The sequence below is a fragment of the Arcicella gelida genome (genome assembly GCF_034931025.1).
Classification (GTDB): Bacteria; Bacteroidota; Bacteroidia; order Cytophagales; family Spirosomataceae; genus Arcicella; species Arcicella gelida.
This window is the reverse complement of the sequence record NZ_JAYGIL010000017.1, coordinates 17,332-39,857: the sequence shown is the minus strand read 5'-3', so window position 1 is coordinate 39,857 and position 22,526 is coordinate 17,332. Positions and strand designations below refer to the sequence as shown.

Here is a 22,526-nt window from a genome sequence, read left to right as displayed (position 1 = left end):
CTCAGTTTTGTTAAAAAAGTATGTTAAAAGACTAAAGCCAAAATCCTTTCGTTATGGTTTAAACAAAAAACATTCATTTAAAATCTCATATTGATTATTTTAATTCACCCATAAAGTTTGGTTTTATGTTGAACATCTTGTACTATTTAAGATAGAAGATGATTTTGAAATGTTTGGGATTCCATTCATTTAAAATAATTACCTGACCACTTTTACAAAGTCCCGATTCAGCAATGGTCGGGATTTTTGTTTTTCATCAGAAAAAAGCTATGTTTAATGTCAATTCGGTACTTCAAAAAACAATCTAAAATCATTGTTGTCCATTCAATAATGAACCTTAAAATATGAAAAACATTAAACTGGTAGAATGCCCACGAGATGCCATGCAAGGCTGGGAAAGGCAAATTCCGACTGAACAAAAGATTACTTACCTCAAGCAATTATTAGAAGTCGGTTTTGATACGCTTGATTTCGGCAGTTTTGTTTCGCCAAAAGCCATTCCTCAAATGGCAGATACAGAATTAGTGTATCGTGCTTTGGAAGAAAGTAATTCTCAGACGAAATTACTGGCTATCATCGCAAATTTACGTGGAGCAGAAAAGGCGGTTACTTTCGAAAAAATCAAATACTTAGGTTTCCCATTTTCTATTTCAGAAACTTTTCAACAACGCAACACGAATATTTCTGTTGAAGAAGCTTTTAAAACAGTAGAAGCCATTCAAGCACTTTGTTTGAAGAATAATAAAGCATTGGTAGTATATTTTTCAATGGCTTTTGGAAATCCATATCAAGATGCTTATGATGGTGAAATTGTAGCGAATTGGGCGGAAAAGATGGCTAATCTTGGCATTAAAATTATTGCTCTTTCAGATACTGTTGGCTTGGCAAATGCTGAAATTATTACTTCAATCTTTAATACTTTAATTCCAACTTATCCGAATATTGAATTTGGCGGACATTTTCATGCCCGTGCCGATGCTTGGTTACCCAAAATCCAAGCGGCTTATGAGGCTGGTTGCACTCGTTTTGATGGTGCCATCGGAGGATTTGGCGGTTGTCCAATGGCGGAAGATGAATTAGTCGGTAATATCAACACTCAAAATTTGATTGAGTTTTTCGAAAGTAAACAAATTGATTTAGGACTAAATTTATCTGCTTTCAGAAAAGCTGTTCAAGAAAGTAGGCGTGTTTTTATATAGAAATTTTTCAATTTACTTGTAATAAGTACGTTGTACATATTATTATTTCTAAAACATTTAACACATAAAATTCTATGAAAAAGCTTCTATTCATCTTACTACTTTTACAAAGTACATTATCTTTTTCTCAAAAATTTGGTGCGAGAATTGGCTTGAGTTTTTCTGACCAAATTATTAGTTTACCCAACATCGGTTTGTCGTATGAAGTACCACTAACAAACAAATTATCATTAAGTACTGAATTAAATAGAACTGTAAGAGGACACATTGTTAATGTATCGTATTTAAATTCTATAGGTGCTACTTTAGCTTATGGAGATGAAGGAATAGTTAATTCCTTTGTTGAATTGCCAGTACATTTGAAGCTTCATCTTAACAAAAACAATAACCAGAATACTGGTTTTTCGTTAAAAGCGGGATCTTATATTGGTTATTCACTAAAAAGATCGCTTTTTTTAAAGAGTGGGACATGGGATAGTGACTGGTTGAGGGATAAAGCAAAAGAATTTGACAGCTCTTCACTTGGCACCTCAAAAATTGATTATGGAATAAATCTGGGATTAGTATATGGCTTAAAGAAAATTCCGTTGAATTTTGAATTGAGATATTACAAAGGCTTTTCTAAGCAAGAGCGACAAGATTTGTATTTTTATGATAAGTTTCAACCAAATGACCCTTTTGATAATGGTTTGAAAGATTATGTTGATGGACCAAAAATAAATGATATTGGTGGCTTTGAATGGGCTGTAGGATATAAGTTTTAATTTATATCCTAACATTCCGTAGCACTCAGAGCCAAACCAGCTTCTGAAGTTTCTTTGTATTTTTTAGACATATCTTTTCCAGTAGCTTTCATTACTTTAATGACGCTGTCTAGAGAAATTTTCTGTAAAGAACTATCGCCAGAAGTTGCTAGTAAAAAAGCATTATAAGATTTTACTGCACCCATCGCATTGCGTTCGATACACGGAATCTGAACATAACCCCCGATTGGGTCGCAAGTCATGCCCAAATGGTGTTCAATACCAATTTCAGCAGCCGATTCCATCGCATTAATATCTTTTGTTGCACAGTAAGTCAACATCGCAGCAGCCATTGCTGATGCCGAACCGATTTCTCCCATACAACCCATTTCTGCACCTGAAATACTCGCATTATGTTTTACCAAAAAACCAACTGCCGCCGCCGCCCACATGCCATCTCGCATTAAGGATGGAGCATAATGAAAATGATTTTTAATCAAATAAGTAATGCCCGGAATTACACCCGATGCACCCGAAGTTGGAGCGGTAACTACAATGTTTCCAGCCGCATTTTCTTCAGAAGCTGCCAGACAATAAGCATTTAAAAAAATCAAAAAACTATCGCTCGTAATCGCCAAGTTTTTAGCTCTTTGATAAAGTAAAGGTGCTTTTCTACGTAATTTAATCGTGCCAGGCAATACTCTATTATCCTTCAAACCACGTTTTACTGCTTTGTGCATGAAATCTAAAATGGTATCAATCTTATATTCGATTTCCTTTTTTGAAGTACCCGTCAAAGCCATTTCATTTGCCAACATGAGTTCTGTTAAAGTAATTTTTTCACGACTCAAATGTGCTTTTAATTCCTTCATACTGGTGTATGGGAAAGGAAGTATTGCAGTACTTTTAGTATTTTGTTTTTCTCCTTTTCGGTAAATAAATCCGCCACCGATGGAATAATATTCATGCTCAAGTATTAATTGCTCTTCATCTTTCAATTTTAACACCATCGTATTGGCATGAGGAGAATCGTATTTTCCTTTGTGAAAGAAAAAATTATCTGCATTTACTTCAATAATATATTCATGGAATTTGACTGGATATTTTTCAGCAGTATTTTTGAGAATTTTCAGAAATTTTATAGGGTCACAAGTATCTGGTTTCCAGCCCATCAATCCCGCAACGATGGCTCTGTCTGTGCCATGTCCTTTGCCTGTTGCACTTAACGAGCCGTATAAATGGATTTCAATACTAAGGTTTTGAGAAGTTGCTGGTGCTGATAAAAGGTTGATTTCTTTCAGGAAATCGAAAGATGCTTTCATCGGACCAATTGTATGCGAACTTGATGGCCCAGGACCAACCTTGAATAAATCAAAAATGGAAGTAGTAATAGCTTGAGAAGACATAAGTTTGTTGAGTATTGTATTTAGAGGCTAAATATACATCTTTTTAATAATCCTGATACTTATTCATCAACTAGGTTACTTGCTCAGAAAAAGTAACACGAAAAAAACATTCAAACAAATAGAACCCAAAAAGTTAAGTTGCATCGTGTGTTTGTAATCAGCTAATTGTTCATTTTTTAATACTTTCAAAAACCAAACATTGAAGAAAATTAAGACTGGAGACATTACAATCAGATAAACAATAAAAGCAGAGAAATTAAAGATTTCCTTTTCCTGAAAAAAGAAGAAAAAACCAATAGTAACCAGTAGAAAAATACCCGCAGTGAATAAAAAAGTACCTCTGATTCCTAATAATCTACTCATGGTTAAATCGCCTCGTTTGGCATCTTCTTCGTGTTGATAAATTTGTGTCATCGGGTAAAATCCTAATAAATTAAAGCTACTTAACACAGTAGGAAACAAGTATTTTTCTTGCATTAAATCACTTAACAAAACATTGTCAACTGCTTGAATGACGGTTAAATAAGTAAAAGCTCCCTGAAAAATACCGACTGTAATCCAGCTTAGAATAGGATATTTTTTGAGTCTGATTTTATCGTTAGAATAAGCCTTTGAAACGCTGCTGTAAATGAACAAAGCCAAAGCTAAAATCCAACCAGCAAGAAAGTAAGCAATGATTATCGCCAAAATATCTAATGCCCAAGCTACATAAAAAAGTTCTTTGCTGACAGGCGGAGGATTTTCTAAACCACCAATTGAACCTTCATCTTTATCATAATAACTGTTGTAAGCGTTTGAGGCAGGATAAATCAGTAAATGCAAAAGGATAAAAACACCAATACTGATTGTTGTATCTGTTTGATTTGTTTGGCTTAAAGCAAACCAATAAACAGGCATTAGGAAAAAAGAAAAAGGAATCCTGAGATGCAAAAGAATATTTTTCATACTTCGATTATTGAGGGATTAAGCGAGTTAGTGAATGAGTGATTTTTAAAATTCTAGCTAAACATAATCTGTAAACTCCTTGATTCTCTTCGGCAACTGCGAGAGTTGACGCTACAGTTTTTATATTTTATAATTACTCCGAAATCAGAAATCCCAAATCCAAAATCATCAAGTATTTTTCCAGAAATTACGGCTATAAATTCGCTCAAAAGTCCAGCCTTTGGCTTTTAATCCTGCTGGAATGTAGGCAAAAGTCTCTTTTGGAGAAATATGTTCATAATACAAATCATCGTCGGTCAAGATAAGTGATTCGTATTTTTCTCCAGTTTTTACTGTAATATCAGCAAATGGCAATTCTTTTACATTTTGCTGATTGTACTTTGCAATTTGTTCTTTCAATAACCAATCTGCTTGATAATTGGTTGAAGAAAATGGTTTGGGCTTATAATTTCCTTCCGATACCGACAAAGCATATTCTAAATAGCTTTTCAATAATTTTGGTCCTTCGTTTAGCGTATCGCCAACATTTAATTGATGTGGCAAAATGCTGCTGACAATCAATATTTTTTCTTTGGCACGAGTAATCGCCACATTTAAACGATTTTCGCCCCCTTGCTGATTCAGCGAACCAAATTGCATACTCATTTTCCCGTTTTGGTCAGGTGCATAAGCTATTGAAAAAATGATAATGTCTCGTTCATCTCCCTGCACATTTTCGATATTTTTTACAAAAATGGGAGCAATTTCACTTCCTGAATTATTTAAAGTAAAAGCCTTTGTTTCTAATAAATCCTGAATTAAACCTTGTTGTTTGAAATTAAAAGTAACAATGCCGATTGATTTTTGAGAGAAATCATTTTTGAGATTTTCAACCAAATTAATAATCGTTTCTGCTTCTTCAAGATTACTGTTATTTTCCCAAATACCATTTACTTTTAAGTATCGAATCGCAGGTTCTGCTTTGTTGATTTCATGAAAATCTGGCAAAAGCTGAAGCGTATTATTATAGAAGTACTCATTTGAAAAATCAATTAAATCCAACGAACGACTACGATAATGCCCACGCAACTGCGTTTGTGGCAAGTACTGACAAGCCAAATCTAACAAAGAATCAATTTCTAAAGCTGGCGAATCATCGTTCTCATTTTCAAATTTTAACCTGTACAAATCATTCGGTTGTAATTGTTTTGAATCGCCTGCAATCACGACTTGCTTACCTCTGAAAAGTGCTGGAATTCCTTGTTCAGCGAAACATTGTGAGGCTTCATCAAAAATGATTAAATCGAAAAATGGTTTTTCAGTTTCCATCGGAAAAATGGCCGAAACCGTTTCGGGCGAAGCCAACCAACAAGGAACTAATCTGAAAATTTCATCTGAATAAGCCGCAATTAATCGCCTAACAGCCCATAATTTCCTTTTTTTGGCTACTTGATGTTTTAAATCTCGATAAGTAACCACATTTTGCAAACGATTTTTTTCTAAATTCTGATAGCTGAGTGTGCGTAATTTTAGCAATAAAATTTCTTTACTCAACTGCTGTTTTTGGTGTACAGCTTCTTGTAATTGATGTTCTAATTGACTAATTTTCAAAGAACTTACTCCTCTTAAAATCGGATTTTTTGTTTCAATATCTTTAATCCAAGCTAGTTTTAAACTGTTTAAAAAACTATCAAGTGGATTTTTCTCGTCAATAAATAAATGAATAACCGCTAATTCTGTGTGACTGCACTCGGCTTTCAAAGCGTCAAATTCTTGCATATCATCAAAATGTTCTTGCAAGTATTTTATCACCAACGTTCCGTGTTGTAAATTGGCTAATTCATTGATTTGAATCGCTGATAAATTTACGTTCCAAAGCACTTGTTGTTCTTCTAATTGTGTTGATTTTTCAATTAGAAATTTTACTTTTTGCTGAAAATCTGACCAAGAAAAACTCGTCCATTCATTCAGCGGAACATTTTTGATACTTCTAAAAATCGTTTCTGCTTTGGCTACTTGATACAACATTTGAAAATGACGTTCAAACCAACGATAGCCTTTTCTGAGCCAAATAACGTCTTCGTTACTTGCTGCATTTTTTGAAAATCCATCCCCAAATAAATAAGCCGATTCTTTCCACCATTTTTCTAAACCAATTCTGTGTTGAATTCTTTCTTGTAGTTTTTTTAAATCATCTGGCCCAATACTTAATCCGTTGGCTATGGCAAGTTGCTGAATTTCTTTTTTCTCTTTTGAAAATAGCGACCAATAAATGCTTTCAAAAGTATTGGTTTTGGCATTGATGGCTTTACTTATTTTTCCAGAAAACGTCAATAAATCTGCACTTGGTAGAGTAATTTCTATGCCTTGTCCCGCAAAAAATTGAGCAACTTCTGCTTCTAAACTAGAGATTTTACTTGTATTTGTCTTGATTTTTTGTGACAAATTTCTTGTGAGAAGTTGATATACTTTGTCTGTTGAAAGACTATTTAACAGGTTTTGTAGCTTTATTTTTTCAAGTGAAATCTTCTGGAGGGAATCTAAAGACAGCTTTTTATCCAGTATTTTTTGAGATTGATGTTCTAGTTCTTGAACGAAAAGCGTCAACTCTTTAATAGTTTTGGCAATCAGTGAAATATCTATTGATTGGCGATGTTGAAACGAAAGACGATTTTGCCAAAAAAGACTTGCGTCATTCTTTCCCAACTTTTCTTGATAAGCGAAGTACAACTTAAATTTCTCAACAAAATCTTTGATTTCTGTAAAGTTGAAATATTTATAATACGCCTCTAAATCTACAAAAGTATCGTTTGCAGAGCTTGTCAAATACAATTCTTTGATAGAAATTCCGCATTCGTTTACGGCAAATAAAGCGTCTTTAAAAGTCTGTAACTCTTCAGAAGTTTTATCAATTTGTTTACTCTGCTGGCTGAAATTTCTTTCAATAAAAATGGCATCCAAACTTTGATTTTGCTTTTGATAAGCATCTACTTGTTCAATCTGATGCAAAATTTGTTCATAAAGAGCTTTTCTGTCATTTTTAAAGTCATGCACATTACCAACAAAAGCACGCATCCCAACTTTTGCGAGACGTTCCTGCACAACATCCAAAGCTGCTCGCTTCTGACAAACCACCAAAACTTTTTTGCCACGTGCCGTAAAATCGGCAACGAGATTACAGATTAATTGAGATTTTCCCGTTCCCGGAGGACCTTGAACGACTAACGATTGTCCAGCCTTTACTTCTCGCAAAGCTTTTTCCTGAGAAATATCAATTTCAAATGGCGTTAATAATTGTTCTTCTCTAATCTGAATTGCTTCTTCAAAATCACTTGGGAAAAGATGTTCAACCGTTTTGTTTTCATTTTTGGCTAAAGTATCAATCAAAAATTGATAATCTGGCACTAAAAAAGAACCAGCTTGTGGAAAAATTCCTAAAACCGCTTGTGGAAATAAAGTCAGTTCACCGTTACGTTCGGTACTTTCTAAAGTCGTTTTAGCAATCTTTTCAAAATGCGTTAATTGATTCGTGAAATTATCTTGATTGAAATTGATTTTTAAAGGAGAGTTTTTCAAATACTCGTACAATTGCGTTCTGAATTCAAGTGCATTTTTTGAGAAATCTTCCAAGGAATTATCTAAAAAATCATCTGAGATTTGAATCTCGTTGAAGTAAGAATACGCCAGCAAAAAACTTCTATTGAAAATAACTTCGTCTCTTTGTTTTATTTGCCAGATTTCGCTCAAAGATTCATCCGTTCCAGCATTTTTCTGAGGAAGCAACATGCAATCAAGATGAACAGGAAAAAAAAGTAAAGGACAACGAACCACCGTTCCATCTGAAAATTTACCTTTTACAATCGGATAACCAATGTATAAATCTTCCGAACCACGCTCTTCTTCAATCAGTTTTTCATGTCTTGAAATCTTACGCAGTTTCTTGCTGATTTCGTTTACTTTTTCAAAACGTGGATCATGTTTTTCGCAAAGCGTAATCGTATTTTTTTGAGCAATTAACTGCTCAATAAGCTGAAAAGAAGGAGTATTTTGAAGAAAATCAAGTTCGTGAACATCTAAAAACTGCTCAGTTGCTGATGAAAGTAGCAAAGACTTATTCCTAGTACTCAGGTTAGTAAGTCTTTTTTGATATGATTTCAGGATAGAATGTAAAGTATTTTCTTCCACGATGCTTATTAGATGAACAGATTTATTCAAATTTACACGAAAATCTGGAAATTAATATGAAAACAGCTATAATCATCGGTGCTACTGGCTTGGTAGGCAGTACATTGGTCAAACAAATACTTGATAACCCCGATTATTCGAAAGTAACGTTGTTGCTTCGTAAACCTTTGGATATTCAACATCCAAAATTGCGACAAGAAAGCGTCGATTTCGATAAACCTGATGTTACAAAAATAGTTGGCGACGATTTGTTTTGTGCGATGGGAACAACTTTGCGAAAAGCAGGTTCTAAAGAAGCACAATATAAAATTGATTGTACTTATCCTTATGAATTTGGAAAAATTGCCAAAACCAATGGTGTAAAACAGTATATTTTGGTTTCATCTATTGGCTCGGATGCGAATTCAAATAGTTTTTACTTGAGAACAAAAGGAGATTTAGAACAGAAAATAAAAGCTTTAGGTTTTGAAAACTTCATCAGTGTTCGACCATCTTTTATTTTGGGCAACAGACAAGAATTTCGTTTTGGCGAGAAAATAGGGATTGTTTTAGCCAAAGTAATTTCACCACTTTTGGTAGGAAGTTTGAAAAAATACAGAGGAATTGAAGCCGCACAAATCGCCAAAGCGATGCAAGTATTAGCTGATAAAGGCTTGAAAGGCGTACATTTCTTTGAATCGGATGAGTTGCAAGCATTACTAAGCTTTGATAATGTTTAAAGCCCTTTCCCTATCTTTGTTGAAAAAATACCGTTTATGACACCCCTAGAAACCTTTCAATCTCGAAAAATACATTTCCAAAACCTTGCTGAGCAATTCCAAAAACAATATAATCAATGGGCTGTTTTTAGGGCTATTTTGTTTGTGGCTGTTGCTGCGATTGGATACTTCTGCTACGAATTTTATGATTTTGCTTATACGCTTTTAGTACTTATTATTGGCATCGCCTTGTTTTTGTTTTCTGTCACTAAACATTTAAAAATAAAGTATTTAAGAGATAAAAACAGAATTTTAAGTACGTTGAACGAAGATGAAATTCAACGTGCAGAAAACCGTTTTACTCGTACAGAAACGGGTGAAGTATTTGCAGAAGATAATCATTTTTATGCAAGCGATTTAGATATTTTCGGGAAACAATCGCTTTATAAATTACTGAATCGAACCCATACTTTTGGTGGGGCGAAAATGCTGGCAAATTGGCTGTTGCATCCAGCGGAAACGACTGAAATTGCCAATCGACAAAAAGCCATTCAAGAATTATCGGAGAAAATAGATTGGCGACAAAATTTAGAAGCTTCCGCCATGTTGATTGATGAAGTATCCGAACCAACTCATCAATTATTGGCTTGGAACGATGCTCCAGCCAATCAAAAAATCCAACAACCTTTATTTCAAATTGCTCGCTTTTTGCCATATATCACCATTCCTCTGATATTGGCTTGGATTTTGGGTTTTGTGCCTATCTATATCGTGTTGGTTTTGATGGGAATTCATGGTTTGATTTTAAAACAAATATTTAATGAAGTAACCGTTGCACTCGATCAAACCAATCGCATTGCTGGTGCGATGAAAGCATATTCTGCCTTAGCTGAACTGATTGTCAGTGAAGATTTTCAAGAAGAAAAACTCCAAACTTTAAAAAGTAAAATTGCAGAGGCTAGTCCCGCCATTCTTTCTTTAGAAGATATTCTGAATAAAATGGCGAATAGAACGAATCCTTTTTTTGCTTTTGTAGTGGGTATTCCAACTCTGTGGGATATTCAATACTTTATCAAATTAGAAAATTGGAAAGCTAATCATCGTGAGAATTTGCCTACTTGGTTGGCCGTCATTGCCGAATTTGAAACCTTGAATAGTTTGGCGGGTTATCGTTTTGCCAATCCTACTTTTATTCAACCTAATATTGTTGCTGGAGGAGTATTGTTAAAAGCAAAAGCTTTGGGACACCCGATGATTCGCCATAATAAAAGAGTTTCAAACGATATTGAACTGATTGGCGGAGGAAAAACCATTATCATTACGGGTTCGAATATGTCGGGCAAAAGTACTTTCCAAAGAACAGTTGCTATTAATGTCGTATTGGCGTTGACGGGCGGCGTTGTTTGTGCGGAAAGTTTTGAATGCTCGGCTTTGCAAGTATTTACCAGCATGCGAAGCAATGATTCTTTGGAAGAAGGTACTTCATCTTTTTATGCTGAACTAAAACGTTTGAAGCAATTGATTGATGAAGTAGGAGCAGGCGAGCAAAACAAAGCGTCAATACTGTACTTTTTAGATGAAATTCTGAAAGGAACAAACTCAAAAGACCGCCATGAAGGAGCAAGAGCTTTGATGTTGCAATTACACAAAACCTCAGCTTCTGGTTTTATTTCTACACACGACGTAGAATTGGGAGATGAATTTGACGAACAAGACTTTGTAAAAAACTATAGCTTTTCATCAGAAGTAATCAATGATGATTTAGTATTCGATTATAAACTCCGCAAAGGCGTTTGCCATAGTTTTAATGCGAGCGAATTGATGAAGAGGATTGGGATTGAGATGTAATCTACTTCTTAAATAGTAATTAATAAATAGTGGTTGGTAATTAGTATTTCAAACTGAAATTTACTCATGGCATGACTCCAAGTCATGAGTAAAAGAGTAAAATTGAAAAATATTATTTTACAATTCCAATCTTCATAAAAACAGGAAAATTCACCATGAAAATATCTGAACTTTTATAGATAGCTTTTAAACTTTCGATAAAGCCATCTACAGGATTTTCATGGTGAATTTTGATATACTTCTGCACACTCGACCAAGTATTCAAGTAACCTTCTAATTCTGAGAGTGTCCACTGATAATTCATCGCAAACTTGGGACTTTCTATCATTTCAAAAGGGAAAGGAATACCCTGGTATTCCTCATCAATAAATCTACGTTCAGCATCCCAATACTCACCAATTTGTTCTTGATAAAAATTTTGAAACATCGCATTGGCTTTTTCATTATCTATTGTCAAAGTACCATAACCCCAAGCTGCAAAAATGGCTTCTGGCTTAGCAACACGATGTACTTCTGCAAAAAAACGCTCAAAGTCAAACCAATGAATGGCTTGTCCGACAGTAATCAAATCAAAAGTATTTGCTGGAAATTCTGTCTGCTCAGCCTGAGCAATTGAATAATGAATATTATCTGCCTGATGAGCATTATCTAACTGCTTTTGCGAAATATCTGTCGCAAAAACTTCTTGAAATATTGTTGATAAATGCGAAGCTACTTGTCCATTACCCGTGGCACAATCCCAAGCATTATCAAAGTTTGTTACTTTTGAGAGTAAGAAATCATATAATTCAGCAGGATATTTAGGACGAAATTTAGCATAAAGTGCTGCTTGTGTTGAGAAATTATCTTTGGGCATGATGTTTATTATTTGGGTTTGAGCGTAACACTTTTTGGTCGTAGAAGAGTTTACAACTAGAAGTTGTAATACTTTATTTTTTGGAAAGGAATTTGAATATGTTGTTAATATTTACTCCAATTCCAGCAATATTAGGTTCTAGTATTATTGTGTCATTTAATATTTTGCCAATACCTCCTTTTAACTCCTTTTTTATTTTAAAATCTTTTATTTCTTTTTTGTCCTTTATATCCTGAAACACTTTTTCGATGAGCTTCAAAACATCTTGTGGCGTGTTACAAACTTTTCCAATTTCAACAAAAACTAATTTGTCTTCTGGAATCTTTTTCCTGTAAGATTGATTATTATGACCTTCTAAAAAATACTTTGGGTGAATTGTTGTAATCATCAAAGCTGGGAGTAATTCTTTTGGGTCAATACCATTAACTGATTCCCAAGACATTAACTCAGAATAAAAGTGACTTTCCGGAATACCTTGAATAGCTACAGAATCATTGTCAGCAGCAAATTTTGCTAATTTATCAAAACTATTTCGCAATGTATTGCTAATTGGTTCATCCCAATTGTAATAATCCAAAATGTACAAATAATAGCTCCTATTTACATTTTCTGGTATTGCGGCGATTGTACTTATTTTTAAACCCATCTGGAATTTTATGATTTTATATAGACTGTAACATGAGACTTTCTCTAATACTGATGTACTGTTTAAAACATACCTTAAATAAGTACTACAATTTCACTCAATTCCCCCAAAAATCATAAAACTCTTTTCTAAAAATGTATGTGGCAGTCAACAAATGCCTAAGAGATTGTTTCCTTCAAATTGTTTTAAAGTGAATCATTTTGTTTCTATGTTATTTCACTTCGAAAATGATTAGATACAAGTGTTTCTCTTTTATTTCACGTTGAAAATGATTAGATACAAGTGTTTCTCTGCTATTTCTTATTGAAAATGATTAAATACATGTGTTTCTATGTTATTTCTTGCTGAAAATGATTAGATACAAGTGTTTCTCTTCTATTTCTTATTGAAAATGATTAGATACAAGTGTTTCTGTACTATTTCTTATTGAAAACGATTAGATACAAGTGTTTCTATGTTATTTCTTGTTGAAAATGATTAGATACATGTATTTCTCTGTTATTTCTTGTTGGAATTGATTAGTTAAAAAAGATATTGTGGTTTTTCAACTTGGAGGGAAGTAATTACCTTCATTAAGCTTGCAAAAAATGCCTTTCTGGAAATTTTTATGCAATATTTTTTGAATCTAATTTTTTAATACTAAGTTTGTGCAAATAAAAATCAGACAATGACAAACAATTTCAAAAATACAGCATGGTGGTGGCAACTGACAAGCGTCCGTTGAACAGCGTTATAATGTATTTTCGATAAAGATATATTTCTTCACGAAGAGGCTTACTGTTCAACCAGTAAGCCTTTTTCTTTGCTCTTTAAAATCACTAAAAATAAGCATGACTTTTTCAGTAAAAACAACCCAGAAGAAACGTTTAGCAGATACCATTACGCCCGTTGGAATCTTTCTGAAATTGCGTAATAAATTCAAAAATTCGGTTATCCTAGAAAGTGCCGATTATCACGGAAAAGAACATGGCTATAGCCATATCGCCTGCGACCCTGTGGCAAGTATCGTCATTGATAATGACGTTGTAACACAGACTTTCCCAGATGGAAGTACAGAAACTTTTACACTGGCAAATCGCAAAGATGCCGTAAAAGCTTTGATGGATTTTGCCAAACGCTTTGAGTGGGAACGTCAGCCTGATTACGCACCAATGGCAAATGGAATGTTTGGTCATATCGCTTATGATGCCGTTGAATATTTTGAAGACATTGAAATTCAGGAGAAAAACGGAAATACAGAAATGCCATCCATCATTTATCATGTATATCGTTATGTGATAGCCATCAATCATTTCAAAGATGAATTGTATTTGTACGAGCATCAATATAATGGTGAAAAAGAGAAAGAGGCAGACCAAGTAAAAGGTTTAGAAGTGCTTGAAATGTTGTTGGATATGCCACATTATGCAACAAAATCATTCAAATTGACGGGCGAAGAAACGACCAATTATACGGATGATGAAATGCGTGTGATTATTCAGGAATGTATCAAACATTGTTTGCGTGGTGATGTTTTCCAGATTGTACCTTCTCGTCGTTTTAGTCGTACTTTTGAAGGCGACGATTTCCAAGTATATCGTGCCTTGCGTTCTATCAATCCATCGCCTTATATGTTCTATTTCGATTATGAAAAATATAGAATTTTTGGAGCTTCACCCGAAAAACAAATAGGGATTAAGAATGGAATGGCTGAAATTCACCCTATTGCAGGAACTTTCAGAAGAACAGGCGATGACGAAAAAGATGCAGAATTGGCTCGTCAATTATTAGCCGACCCCAAAGAATCTGCTGAACACGTCATGTTGGTTGACTTAGCCAGAAATGATTTATCAAGAAGTTCGGATGTGGTAAAAGTTGAAACTTTTAAAGAAGTACAGTTTTATTCACACGTGATTCACTTGGTTTCTAAAGTAACTGGAAAAATGACGGCAGGAACGAATCCACTACAATTGGTGGCTGATACTTTCCCTGCTGGCACACTTTCGGGTTCACCAAAACATAATGCGATGAGTATCATTAACCGATTAGAAAACGTAAATCGTCATATTTACGGCGGAGCGATTGGCTACATGGATTTTGTCGGAAACTTCAATCATGCCATTGCCATTCGTACTTTTATGAGTAAAAACAATACGCTTTATTACCAAGCAGGCATGGGCGTAGTAGCCAAATCGGTGATTGAAAACGAAATGCAAGAAATCAAATTGAAATTAGGGGCTTTGAGAAAAGCTTTGGAGATGGCAGAAAGCATTTAGCAGATAGCTATCAGCTTTGAGCTGAAGATTATCAACATTCTGTCAAATTAAAATATAAATGATTAATAAAGCTCAAGGCTCATTGCTTAAAGCTGACAGCTCGATACAACCATGAAAATATTAGTCCTTGATAATTACGATTCATTCGTGTATAATTTAGTCTATATCTTAAAAGATTTAGGCAATGAAGTGGATGTATTCCGCAACGATAAAATTTCATTAGAAGCCGTAGGCAAGTATGATAAAATCTTACTTTCGCCCGGCCCGGGAATTCCCGAAGAAGCAGGCATTTTATTAGATGTGATTCGTGAATATGCCCCTACGAAATCTATTTTTGGCGTATGTCTTGGTCATCAAGCCATTGGTGAAGCCTTCGGAGCAAAACTACACAACATGGGCGATGTACTGCATGGCGTAACAACCAAATGTATCATTACTGACCCAACAGAAGTACTTTTCCAAGGAGTGCCAAATGAAGTAAATGTTTGTCGTTATCATTCATGGACGGTCGTAAAAGATACCATGCCCGCAGAATTGAAAGTAACTGCCCTCGACGAACAAGGTTATGTAATGGCAGAAGCACATAGTAAATATGATGTAAGAGGTGTTCAGTTTCACCCAGAAGCGTATTTAACAGAGTACGGTGTGAAAATGGTAGAAAACTGGGTGAAAATCTAGTAAAAACAAAAACGCTACTTACCGAACACGAAAGATGAAAAAATACTTACAAAAAAGAACAGAAGGTAATGCCCTCACGCAAGAAGAAGCCCAAGCAGCCTTGGGAATCATTGCCAGAGGCGAAGCCAACAATAGTCATATTGCGGCATTTCTAACAACCTACATGATGAAGCCTATCACAACAGAAGAGTTGGCAGGTTTCAGAGATGCCATGTTAGAATTAGCCTTAACGATAGACCTTTCCGCCTACGATCCAATGGATGTTTGCGGAACAGGTGGAGACGGAAAAGATACTTTCAATATTTCAACGACAGCTTCTTTTGTGGTAGCGGGTGCTGGTCAGGCAGTAGCCAAACATGGAAATCATGGCGTGTCTTCGTCGGTTGGTTCTTCAACAGTATTGGAGTACTTAGGTGTGAAATTTAGCAATGATGCAGCCTATCTTCGTCAGAAAATAGAAACTTCGGGCATTTGTTTTTTACACGCCCCATTATTTCATCCAGCGATGCGTTTTGTGGGTCCAATCCGTAAAGAATTAGGTATGAAAACCTTTTTCAATATGCTTGGTCCAATCTTAAATCCTGCTTTGGTGCAAAAGCAAATCACTGGCGTTTATAATCTTGATGTATTGAAATTATATGGTGAGCTATTGCAGAAATCGTATAAACATTTTGGCGTAGTGTACGCTTTAGACGGCTATGACGAAATTTCTCTTACTTCTGATTTTAAATTGATTACGGTAAAAGGAGAAGAAACGTACTCACCCGAGCAATTAGGTTTCACAAGATGTAAACAAGAAGATTTACACGGAGGAAATACGGTTGAAGAATCAGCGAAAATATTAATCAATATTCTTGAAAATAAAGGAACACAAGCCCAAACACAAGCCGTTTTAGCCAATGCTGCAACAGCTTTATATTGTGCAGACCATACTTTAACTTTGCCAGATGCTGTATTAAAAGCCAAAGAATCTTTAGAAAGTGGAAAAGCATTAGTGGGTTTCAAGCAATTTATTCAGTAAAAATATTTAGAGAAAAATGACAATTTTAGATAAAATCATTGCTCATAAAGCACAAGAAGTAGCTCAACGCAAAGAGCAAGTTACTGTGCAAGAATTAGAGAAAAGTGGCTTTTTCGCCAAAACAAATAATTCATTAAAGACAAGTTTACTGAATCCCGCTTCTTCGGGAATCATTTCTGAATTTAAAAGAAAATCGCCTTCGAAAGGAATCATTAACGGAAATGTTACGGTAGAAGAAGTAACATCAGGTTATGTAAAAGCTGGAGCGGCTTGCCTTTCAGTATTAACAGATTTTGAATTCTTTGGCGGTTCAAGTGAAGATTTTTTAAAGGCTCGTCGCACGAATCCAACCATTCCGATGATTCGTAAAGATTTTATGATTGATGAGTACCAAATCATCGAAGCGAAATCTTTGGGAGCAGACGTGATTTTATTAATTGCCGCTAATTTAACACCACAACGTATCAAAGATTTAGGTAAGTTGACGAAAGAATTAGGCATGGAAACATTGCTAGAAATCCATGACGAAGAAGAATTAAATCGTAGCTTGAATCAGTACATTGATGTGGTGGGAGTAAATAACCGTAACCTGAAAAACTTTGCAGAACAAAATGTAAATGCTTCTTTGGAATTAGCAGAGAAAATTCCAGCAGAATATATCAAGATTTCAGAAAGCTGTATTTCAGAAGCATCAACGATTAAATTATTACAATCAGTTGGCTACAAAGGCTTTTTAATCGGTGAAACCTTTATGAAAACTGAAAATCCTGCGGAGGCTTTGAAAAGCTTTATTGATGAGGTGAGGAAGTAAAAGCATATAAAAATCCCTTGAATCAGACGGTTCAAGGGATTTTTCACGCTAAAACAGCTCTCCATTTCGATACTTTGGAACAATTCCCAAATGAACATAGGCACGCTCTGTGGCTTCTCGTCCACGAGAAGTACGCTTTAAAAATCCTTCTTGAATCAAGAATGGTTCATATACTTCTTCAATTGTCTCTGCTTCTTCGCCACAAGCTGTTGCGATGGTTGATAAACCGACTGGGCCACCTTTGAATTTTTCTACAATGGTCGTAAGAATACGAATATCCATTTCATCTAAACCATTTTGATCAACATCCAAAGCCAATAAAGCCATTTCTGCAATTTCGATTGTGATGACTCCTTTTCCTTTTACTTGTGCAAAATCACGAGTTCTCCGCAAGAGGTTATTTGCAATACGTGGTGTTCCTCTACTTCTGCGTGCAATTTCAAAAGCCCCTGCATCGTCAATTGGAGTGTTCAAAATCTGTGCTGAACGTTTTACAATACTTGTCAATAATTTTGCATCATAATATTCCAAACGACAATTAATTCCAAATCTCGCTCTTAAAGGCGAAGTCAGCATTCCTGCACGAGTAGTTGCACCAATCAATGTAAATGGATTCAATGAAATTTGTACACTTCGGGCATTTGGCCCAGAATCTAACAAAATATCAATTTTATAATCCTCCATTGCAGAATACAAATACTCTTCAACGATGGGGTTCAATCGGTGAATTTCATCAATAAACAATACATCAAAAGGCTGTAAATTCGTCAATAAACCTGCTAAATCAGAAGGTTTATCCAATACTGGTCCAGACGTAATTTTGATGTTTGCCTTTAATTCATTGGCTACAATATTCGATAGTGTAGTTTTTCCTAAACCCGGAGGTCCATGCAAAAGGACGTGGTCGAGAGCTTCCTCTCGCAACCTTGCCGCCGTTACGAATACTTGTAAGTTTTCTAATACTTTATCTTGCCCAGCAAAATCATCGAAAGAGAGCGGTCTGAGTGCTCTTTCGATTTCCTTTTCTACGGGAGAAAGCGTTTCTTTATTTCCTTTTAAATAATCTTCTCTCATATTCTGATGAAAATTAACTGAAATGTGGAATTGTTATCAAATCGTCTTTCAGTTAATTTTCTTTTAACTCGTTCTGAATGTTCAAAAATACGCCATTTTCTAGTCTGATAAAAACATTCTGAAAAGGCTTTCACTTTTAACATTTCTACAACATTATATTTAGAAATTTTGCTTTAATTTGTACAATTATTTCTCAATAAAAAACTATTAAATATCTAACCAACTATGAATTCAGCGCTATTAGGCGAGTTTGTCGGCACAGCAGTATTAATTTTTTTAGGCAATGGCGTTGTTGCCACGGTATTATTAAAAGGCTCTAAAGGAGAAAATGGTGGTTGGATAGTCATTACTGCAGGTTGGGCTTTCGCTGTAACGATGGGTATTTTTGTTTCTACTAAATTTGGAAGTCCAGCGGCACATTTAAACCCAGCAGTTACTATTGCTGAGGCTGTAAAATCGGGAGACTGGTCTAATGCTTTGGGATTTATCCTTGCTCAAATTTTGGGAGCAGCACTCGGAGGGACGTTAGTATGGTTGCAATATTTGCCCCATTGGGCAATTACAGAAGACAAAGGGCTAAAATTAGCTTGTTTTAGTACTGCTCCTGCCATTAGAAATGCCTTTGCCAATGTACTTGCCGAATTACTTGCCACAGCAATTGCTATTATTGCATTAGGTTCATTTGGGAGTATTGAAACTGGATTAGGTCCTTTTGTTGTTGGCATTTTGGTTTGGTCTGTTGGACTTTCTTTGGGGGGAGCAACGGGCTATGCTATTAATCCTGCGAGAGATTTAGGTCCACGTATTGCTCATTTCATTTTACCAATTAGTGGCAAAGGTACTTCTGATTGGTCTTATGCGTGGGTTCCTGTCGTTGGTCCTATTTTAGGAGCAATTTTAGGAGCATTGGTTTTAAATACCATCCAATAAAATCAAAATATAACTGCCTTATAATATTGAGTTTTGTAATGATATTTTAAAAATTTGAGATACCTTATTATTTAGAAGCAGTTTTAATAAGATAAAATCTTGATGAGTTAGTAGATAACTAAATCAAAATTTTATCTTTTTTTATGTCCTTACACTTTAGTTTTGTTCAAGATTCATAAAAAAGTACTAACTTACTGTATGAAATTTTCGATAAAAATACTACATTCTATATCTTGCATATTCAAATGAAGATTTGTTTGAGTTCAATATAGCTTTCAGTATTTGTCCCCAGTTTACAACTTAACCAACAGATATTCTTTGAAAGTAAATAAATCTTTGTCGCCAAAGATTGTTTTACTCTAGTCTCTATAAAAGGAAAACGATGTTAAAAAAAGAAGTACAAAGCAACGCTATTAAAGGGATTTCGTTTGAAGATGACTTTAGCCATCTTACAAATTTGGCATCTTTGCTTTGCGATGTCCCTCTGGCATATATTTCACGTTTAGATGGAAATTCAAACTGGATTACAACAATTCCATTGATTGAAGATCAAACATTCGTTTCAAATTTATCATTACTTGCACAGGAAGTAGTCAATTCAAAATCATTCATTATTCTTGAAGATATTTCAAGAGAGCCAAAACCCAATTCTTATCTTTCTTTCTTTTCAGAACAGTTATTTCGTTTTTATGCAGGATTTCCTTTGACTACTACCGAAGGAGAAACCATTGGTGTACTTTCATTATTAGGAAATGAAGCCAAAACGCTAAAGCCTAAAGAAATCAATGCTTTAGAAAATATAGTTGCTGAAATTACGGATAAACTTTCTGCTAAAAAAGCATTGAAAGCCTTTGTAAAAGACTTTCACAAATTACAAGAAATAACAGTAAGTGTATCAAGATTTACTGAAATGTTAGAGGAAATCAACAGTGTGGCTCGTGTTGGTGGATGGGAAATAGATTTAGTAAAGAAAACATTTTTCTGGTCGGATGTCACCCGTGAATTGCATGAAGTGCCGAACGACGCTAATCCAAGTTTCAAGGAAGCATTACATTTTTTCAGAGATGGGAAAAGCCGAAAAGCTGTCATAAGAGCTATTTTGAATGCCATAAAAATTGGGAAGCCATTCGATATTGAAGTACAAATTATTACCTATCAGGGACTCAAAAAATGGGTAAGAGTAACTGGAAAAACAACGTTTGAACAACAGAAATGTGTGCGATTGTATGGTACTTTTCAGGATATTCACGAGAAAAGAATTAAAGACAAACAGATTTCTTTAAGCGAAGAAAGGTTCAGACAAACTTTTGATAATGCCGCAACAGGAATGTTTATTGCCCAGCTTGCTACGGGTATTTTTATAGAAGTAAATGAAGCCTTTGCAACCATTACTCAGTACGATAAAACAGCACTTTTATCTTTGAGTCTTAGAGATTTAATCCATCCCGAAGATTTGAAAATGAGTGATGATTATTTTTTTAAATTATTATCAGGCGCATCATCGGTGATAACGGTTCAAAATCGATATATCACCAAAAATAATACAGAAGTTTGGGTTGAATTGGTAGCAACTATCGTAAGAGACCATAAAGGAAAACCTTTAAATGTAATCGGACAAGTTCAAGATGTTACTGCCAAAAGAACTTGGGAACGTAAACTGTTATTAAGCGAAGAAAAGCACAGAGGCTTTTTTGAAAACTCACAAGGTTTGATGTGTACGCATGACCTTGAAGGGAATTTTCTAACGGTAAATCCTGCTGGAGCGGCTTTACTTGGCTATACAACTGAAGAGTTTTTATCAAAAAATCTTTTTGATATTACTCCTCAAAGAATACAAGATAAAATGACAAGTTATCTTGAGGCGATTGCCAAATACGGTTCGTATAAAGGTTTGGTGAAAGTTGTTCATAAAAATGGTTCGTTTAGAACTTGGCTATCTAATAGCGTACTTTCTGAATTATTAGATGGTAGAAAGTATGTAATTGGCAATGCCGTCGATATGACAGAACGTATTAAGATGGAGCGGGAATTAATCAGTGCTAAAGTCTTAGCAGAACGAAACGCCCATGCCAAGGATGTGTTTTTGGCAAATATGAGCCATGAAATCCGCACACCTATGAATGCGATTACGGGCTTTGCCAATTTATTGAAAGAAACCAAATTAGATTCTGAGCAAAAAGAGTTTGTATCAAACATAAATACTGCTGCCGAAAATCTGCTAGGAATTATTAATGACATCCTTGACCTTTCAAAAATTGAGTCAGGGCATTTGGTGATAGAATCTGTGCCTTTTAATTTGTACGAAGTTATCAAAAACATCAAATCAGTACTTACTTACAAAGCAATCGGTAAAAATCTGGAGCTTGATTATCAAATTCCAGATGCTATTCCTCACACTGTACTGGGCGACCCGACTCGCTTAACCCAAATTTTATTAAACCTCACCAATAATGCAATCAAGTTTACAGAAACAGGTTCTGTGAAAATCGTACTTGATTTACAAAGTGAAAATGAAGATGAGTACGCTATTTTGTTCAAGATTATTGATACTGGAGTTGGTATTCCACAAGATAAATTAGCGGTTATTTTTGACCGTTTTGCACAAGCGAATTCAGATACAACTCGAAAATTTGGCGGAACAGGTTTGGGTTTAAGTATTTCAAAGTTATTAATAGAATTACAACACGGGAACATTTTTGTAGAAAGTGAAGAACACGTTGGCTCTACGTTTTACTTCAATTTATCCTTCAAAAAAGTAAAAGGAGAGGTCATTCAAAAACAAGAAACTCATCTTCTACCAATCGACCCACATAAAAAAGCAAGAATCTTGTTGGCAGAAGATAACCCTTTAAATCAGAAGCTTGCAATGAAAGTGCTGGAGCGATTTGGGTTTTTCCCAGAGCTTGCTGAGAATGGGAAAATAGCGGTATTGAAAGTACAGGAAAAACAATATGATGTTATTCTGATGGATTTACAAATGCCAGAAATGGATGGTTATCAAGCCACACAATTTATCAGGACAAAGCTTGGAAATAATACACCAATCATTGCACTGACGGCACATTCATTAATTGGAGAAAAAGAAAAATGTATTGCAGTTGGAATGAATGATTACATTACTAAACCTTTTTCTCCTAAAGATTTGTTCAATAAAATAGCGAGCTTTATCAACATACAAGTAGCTGAAAACTTACAGGCTGTAGAGCTTTTAAAGTAAAAAAACACATTGAAATGTGATAGCTTAAATAAGCT

16 protein-coding genes are annotated in these 22,526 nt (G+C 34.9%); 10 read left to right on the top strand and 6 right to left on the bottom strand.

The window, feature by feature from the left end:
• The first annotated feature begins 344 nt into the window (after positions 1-344).
• A complete protein-coding gene (locus VB776_RS14430) occupies positions 345-1,199 on the top strand; it encodes a hydroxymethylglutaryl-CoA lyase (RefSeq protein WP_323697418.1) in 855 nt (284 codons plus the stop codon).
• A 74-nt stretch (positions 1,200-1,273) separates the two neighbouring features.
• Positions 1,274-1,963 carry an outer membrane beta-barrel protein gene (locus VB776_RS14425; RefSeq protein ID WP_323697417.1) on the top strand — a complete coding sequence of 230 codons (690 nt, stop codon included), beginning with the start codon at positions 1,274-1,276 and terminating at the stop codon, positions 1,961-1,963.
• Positions 1,964-1,971: 8 nt separating this feature from the next.
• On the opposite strand, the gene VB776_RS14420 is transcribed toward VB776_RS14425, so the two are convergent.
• The 3 genes from VB776_RS14420 to VB776_RS14410 all read right to left on the bottom strand — a co-directional run bounded on the left by VB776_RS14420 (position 1,972) and on the right by VB776_RS14410 (position 8,457).
• Positions 1,972-3,348, bottom strand: a complete 1,377-nt coding sequence (locus VB776_RS14420; protein ID WP_323697416.1) for an L-serine ammonia-lyase — start codon at positions 3,346-3,348, stop codon at positions 1,972-1,974.
• 75 nt (positions 3,349-3,423) lie between these two features.
• Positions 3,424-4,293, bottom strand: coding sequence for a UbiA family prenyltransferase (locus VB776_RS14415; RefSeq protein WP_323697415.1), 870 nt, complete (start codon positions 4,291-4,293; stop codon positions 3,424-3,426).
• 168 nt (positions 4,294-4,461) lie between these two features.
• Positions 4,462-8,457, bottom strand: a complete 3,996-nt coding sequence (locus VB776_RS14410) for an AAA domain-containing protein (RefSeq protein ID WP_323697414.1) — start codon at positions 8,455-8,457, stop codon at positions 4,462-4,464.
• A gap of 56 nt (positions 8,458-8,513) precedes the next feature.
• Between VB776_RS14410 and VB776_RS14405 the strand changes: the two genes are divergently transcribed.
• Positions 8,514-9,176, top strand: a complete 663-nt coding sequence (locus VB776_RS14405) for an oxidoreductase (RefSeq protein ID WP_323697413.1) — start codon at positions 8,514-8,516, stop codon at positions 9,174-9,176.
• 36 nt (positions 9,177-9,212) lie between these two features.
• Complete coding sequence (locus VB776_RS14400; RefSeq protein ID WP_323697412.1) at positions 9,213-11,003, top strand: MutS-related protein; 1,791 nt, start codon at positions 9,213-9,215, stop codon at positions 11,001-11,003.
• Positions 11,004-11,115: 112 nt separating this feature from the next.
• On the opposite strand, the gene VB776_RS14395 is transcribed toward VB776_RS14400, so the two are convergent.
• Both VB776_RS14395 and VB776_RS14390 read right to left on the bottom strand, forming a co-directional pair.
• Entirely contained in the window at positions 11,116-11,859 is a 744-nt protein-coding gene (locus tag VB776_RS14395; protein WP_323697411.1) for a class I SAM-dependent methyltransferase, read from the bottom strand.
• Between the two features lie 73 nt (positions 11,860-11,932).
• On the bottom strand, positions 11,933-12,505 hold the full coding sequence (locus VB776_RS14390) for a hypothetical protein (RefSeq protein WP_323697410.1): 573 nt from the start codon (positions 12,503-12,505) through the stop codon (positions 11,933-11,935).
• Positions 12,506-13,335: 830 nt separating this feature from the next.
• On the opposite strand from VB776_RS14390, the gene VB776_RS14385 reads away from it, so the two are divergent.
• From VB776_RS14385 to trpC, 4 genes are all read left to right on the top strand, one after another.
• Positions 13,336-14,760 carry an anthranilate synthase component I family protein gene (locus tag VB776_RS14385; protein WP_323697409.1) on the top strand — a complete coding sequence of 475 codons (1,425 nt, stop codon included), beginning with the start codon at positions 13,336-13,338 and terminating at the stop codon, positions 14,758-14,760.
• A 111-nt stretch (positions 14,761-14,871) separates the two neighbouring features.
• Positions 14,872-15,438: an anthranilate synthase component II gene (locus tag VB776_RS14380; RefSeq protein WP_323258396.1), complete on the top strand. Its 567-nt coding sequence runs from the start codon at positions 14,872-14,874 to the stop codon at positions 15,436-15,438.
• Between the two features lie 34 nt (positions 15,439-15,472).
• The gene (gene trpD, locus VB776_RS14375) at positions 15,473-16,459 is read left to right on the top strand and encodes an anthranilate phosphoribosyltransferase (protein ID WP_323697408.1); all 987 of its coding nucleotides are present in this window, start codon (positions 15,473-15,475) and stop codon (positions 16,457-16,459) included.
• 16 nt (positions 16,460-16,475) lie between these two features.
• Positions 16,476-17,270, top strand: coding sequence for an indole-3-glycerol phosphate synthase TrpC (gene trpC / locus VB776_RS14370; protein ID WP_323697407.1), 795 nt, complete (start codon positions 16,476-16,478; stop codon positions 17,268-17,270).
• A 48-nt stretch (positions 17,271-17,318) separates the two neighbouring features.
• Here the strand turns inward: trpC and ruvB are convergent, their stop codons facing one another.
• On the bottom strand, positions 17,319-18,344 hold the full coding sequence (ruvB, locus tag VB776_RS14365; protein WP_184135932.1) for a Holliday junction branch migration DNA helicase RuvB: 1,026 nt from the start codon (positions 18,342-18,344) through the stop codon (positions 17,319-17,321).
• A 225-nt stretch (positions 18,345-18,569) separates the two neighbouring features.
• On the opposite strand from ruvB, the gene VB776_RS14360 reads away from it, so the two are divergent.
• Together VB776_RS14360 and VB776_RS14355 are read left to right on the top strand one after the other, a co-directional pair.
• Positions 18,570-19,274 carry an MIP/aquaporin family protein gene (locus VB776_RS14360; protein WP_323697406.1) on the top strand — a complete coding sequence of 235 codons (705 nt, stop codon included), beginning with the start codon at positions 18,570-18,572 and terminating at the stop codon, positions 19,272-19,274.
• A gap of 382 nt (positions 19,275-19,656) precedes the next feature.
• A complete protein-coding gene (locus VB776_RS14355) occupies positions 19,657-22,491 on the top strand; it encodes a PAS domain S-box protein (protein ID WP_323697405.1) in 2,835 nt (944 codons plus the stop codon).
• Positions 22,492-22,526 lie beyond the last annotated feature (35 nt).

Bases quoted from the DNA above. Each gene is read 5' to 3' on its own strand.
- VB776_RS14420 (WP_323697416.1), bottom strand. From the start codon at position 3,348: ATGTCTTCTCAAGCTATTACTACTTCCATTTTTGATTTATTCAAGGTT.
- VB776_RS14390 (WP_323697410.1), bottom strand. From the start codon at position 12,505: ATGGGTTTAAAAATAAGTACAATCGCCGCAATACCAGAAAATGTAAAT.
- VB776_RS14360 (WP_323697406.1), top strand. From the start codon at position 18,570: ATGAATTCAGCGCTATTAGGCGAGTTTGTCGGCACAGCAGTATTAATT.
- VB776_RS14380 (WP_323258396.1), top strand. From the start codon at position 14,872: ATGAAAATATTAGTCCTTGATAATTACGATTCATTCGTGTATAATTTA.
- trpC (WP_323697407.1), top strand. From the start codon at position 16,476: ATGACAATTTTAGATAAAATCATTGCTCATAAAGCACAAGAAGTAGCT.
- ruvB (WP_184135932.1), bottom strand. From the start codon at position 18,344: ATGAGAGAAGATTATTTAAAAGGAAATAAAGAAACGCTTTCTCCCGTA.
- VB776_RS14355 (WP_323697405.1), top strand. From the start codon at position 19,657: ATGTTAAAAAAAGAAGTACAAAGCAACGCTATTAAAGGGATTTCGTTT.
- trpD (WP_323697408.1), top strand. From the start codon at position 15,473: ATGAAAAAATACTTACAAAAAAGAACAGAAGGTAATGCCCTCACGCAA.
- VB776_RS14425 (WP_323697417.1), top strand. From the start codon at position 1,274: ATGAAAAAGCTTCTATTCATCTTACTACTTTTACAAAGTACATTATCT.
- VB776_RS14395 (WP_323697411.1), bottom strand. From the start codon at position 11,859: ATGCCCAAAGATAATTTCTCAACACAAGCAGCACTTTATGCTAAATTT.
- VB776_RS14400 (WP_323697412.1), top strand. From the start codon at position 9,213: ATGACACCCCTAGAAACCTTTCAATCTCGAAAAATACATTTCCAAAAC.
- VB776_RS14385 (WP_323697409.1), top strand. From the start codon at position 13,336: ATGACTTTTTCAGTAAAAACAACCCAGAAGAAACGTTTAGCAGATACC.
- VB776_RS14415 (WP_323697415.1), bottom strand. From the start codon at position 4,293: ATGAAAAATATTCTTTTGCATCTCAGGATTCCTTTTTCTTTTTTCCTA.
- VB776_RS14405 (WP_323697413.1), top strand. From the start codon at position 8,514: ATGAAAACAGCTATAATCATCGGTGCTACTGGCTTGGTAGGCAGTACA.
- VB776_RS14430 (WP_323697418.1), top strand. From the start codon at position 345: ATGAAAAACATTAAACTGGTAGAATGCCCACGAGATGCCATGCAAGGC.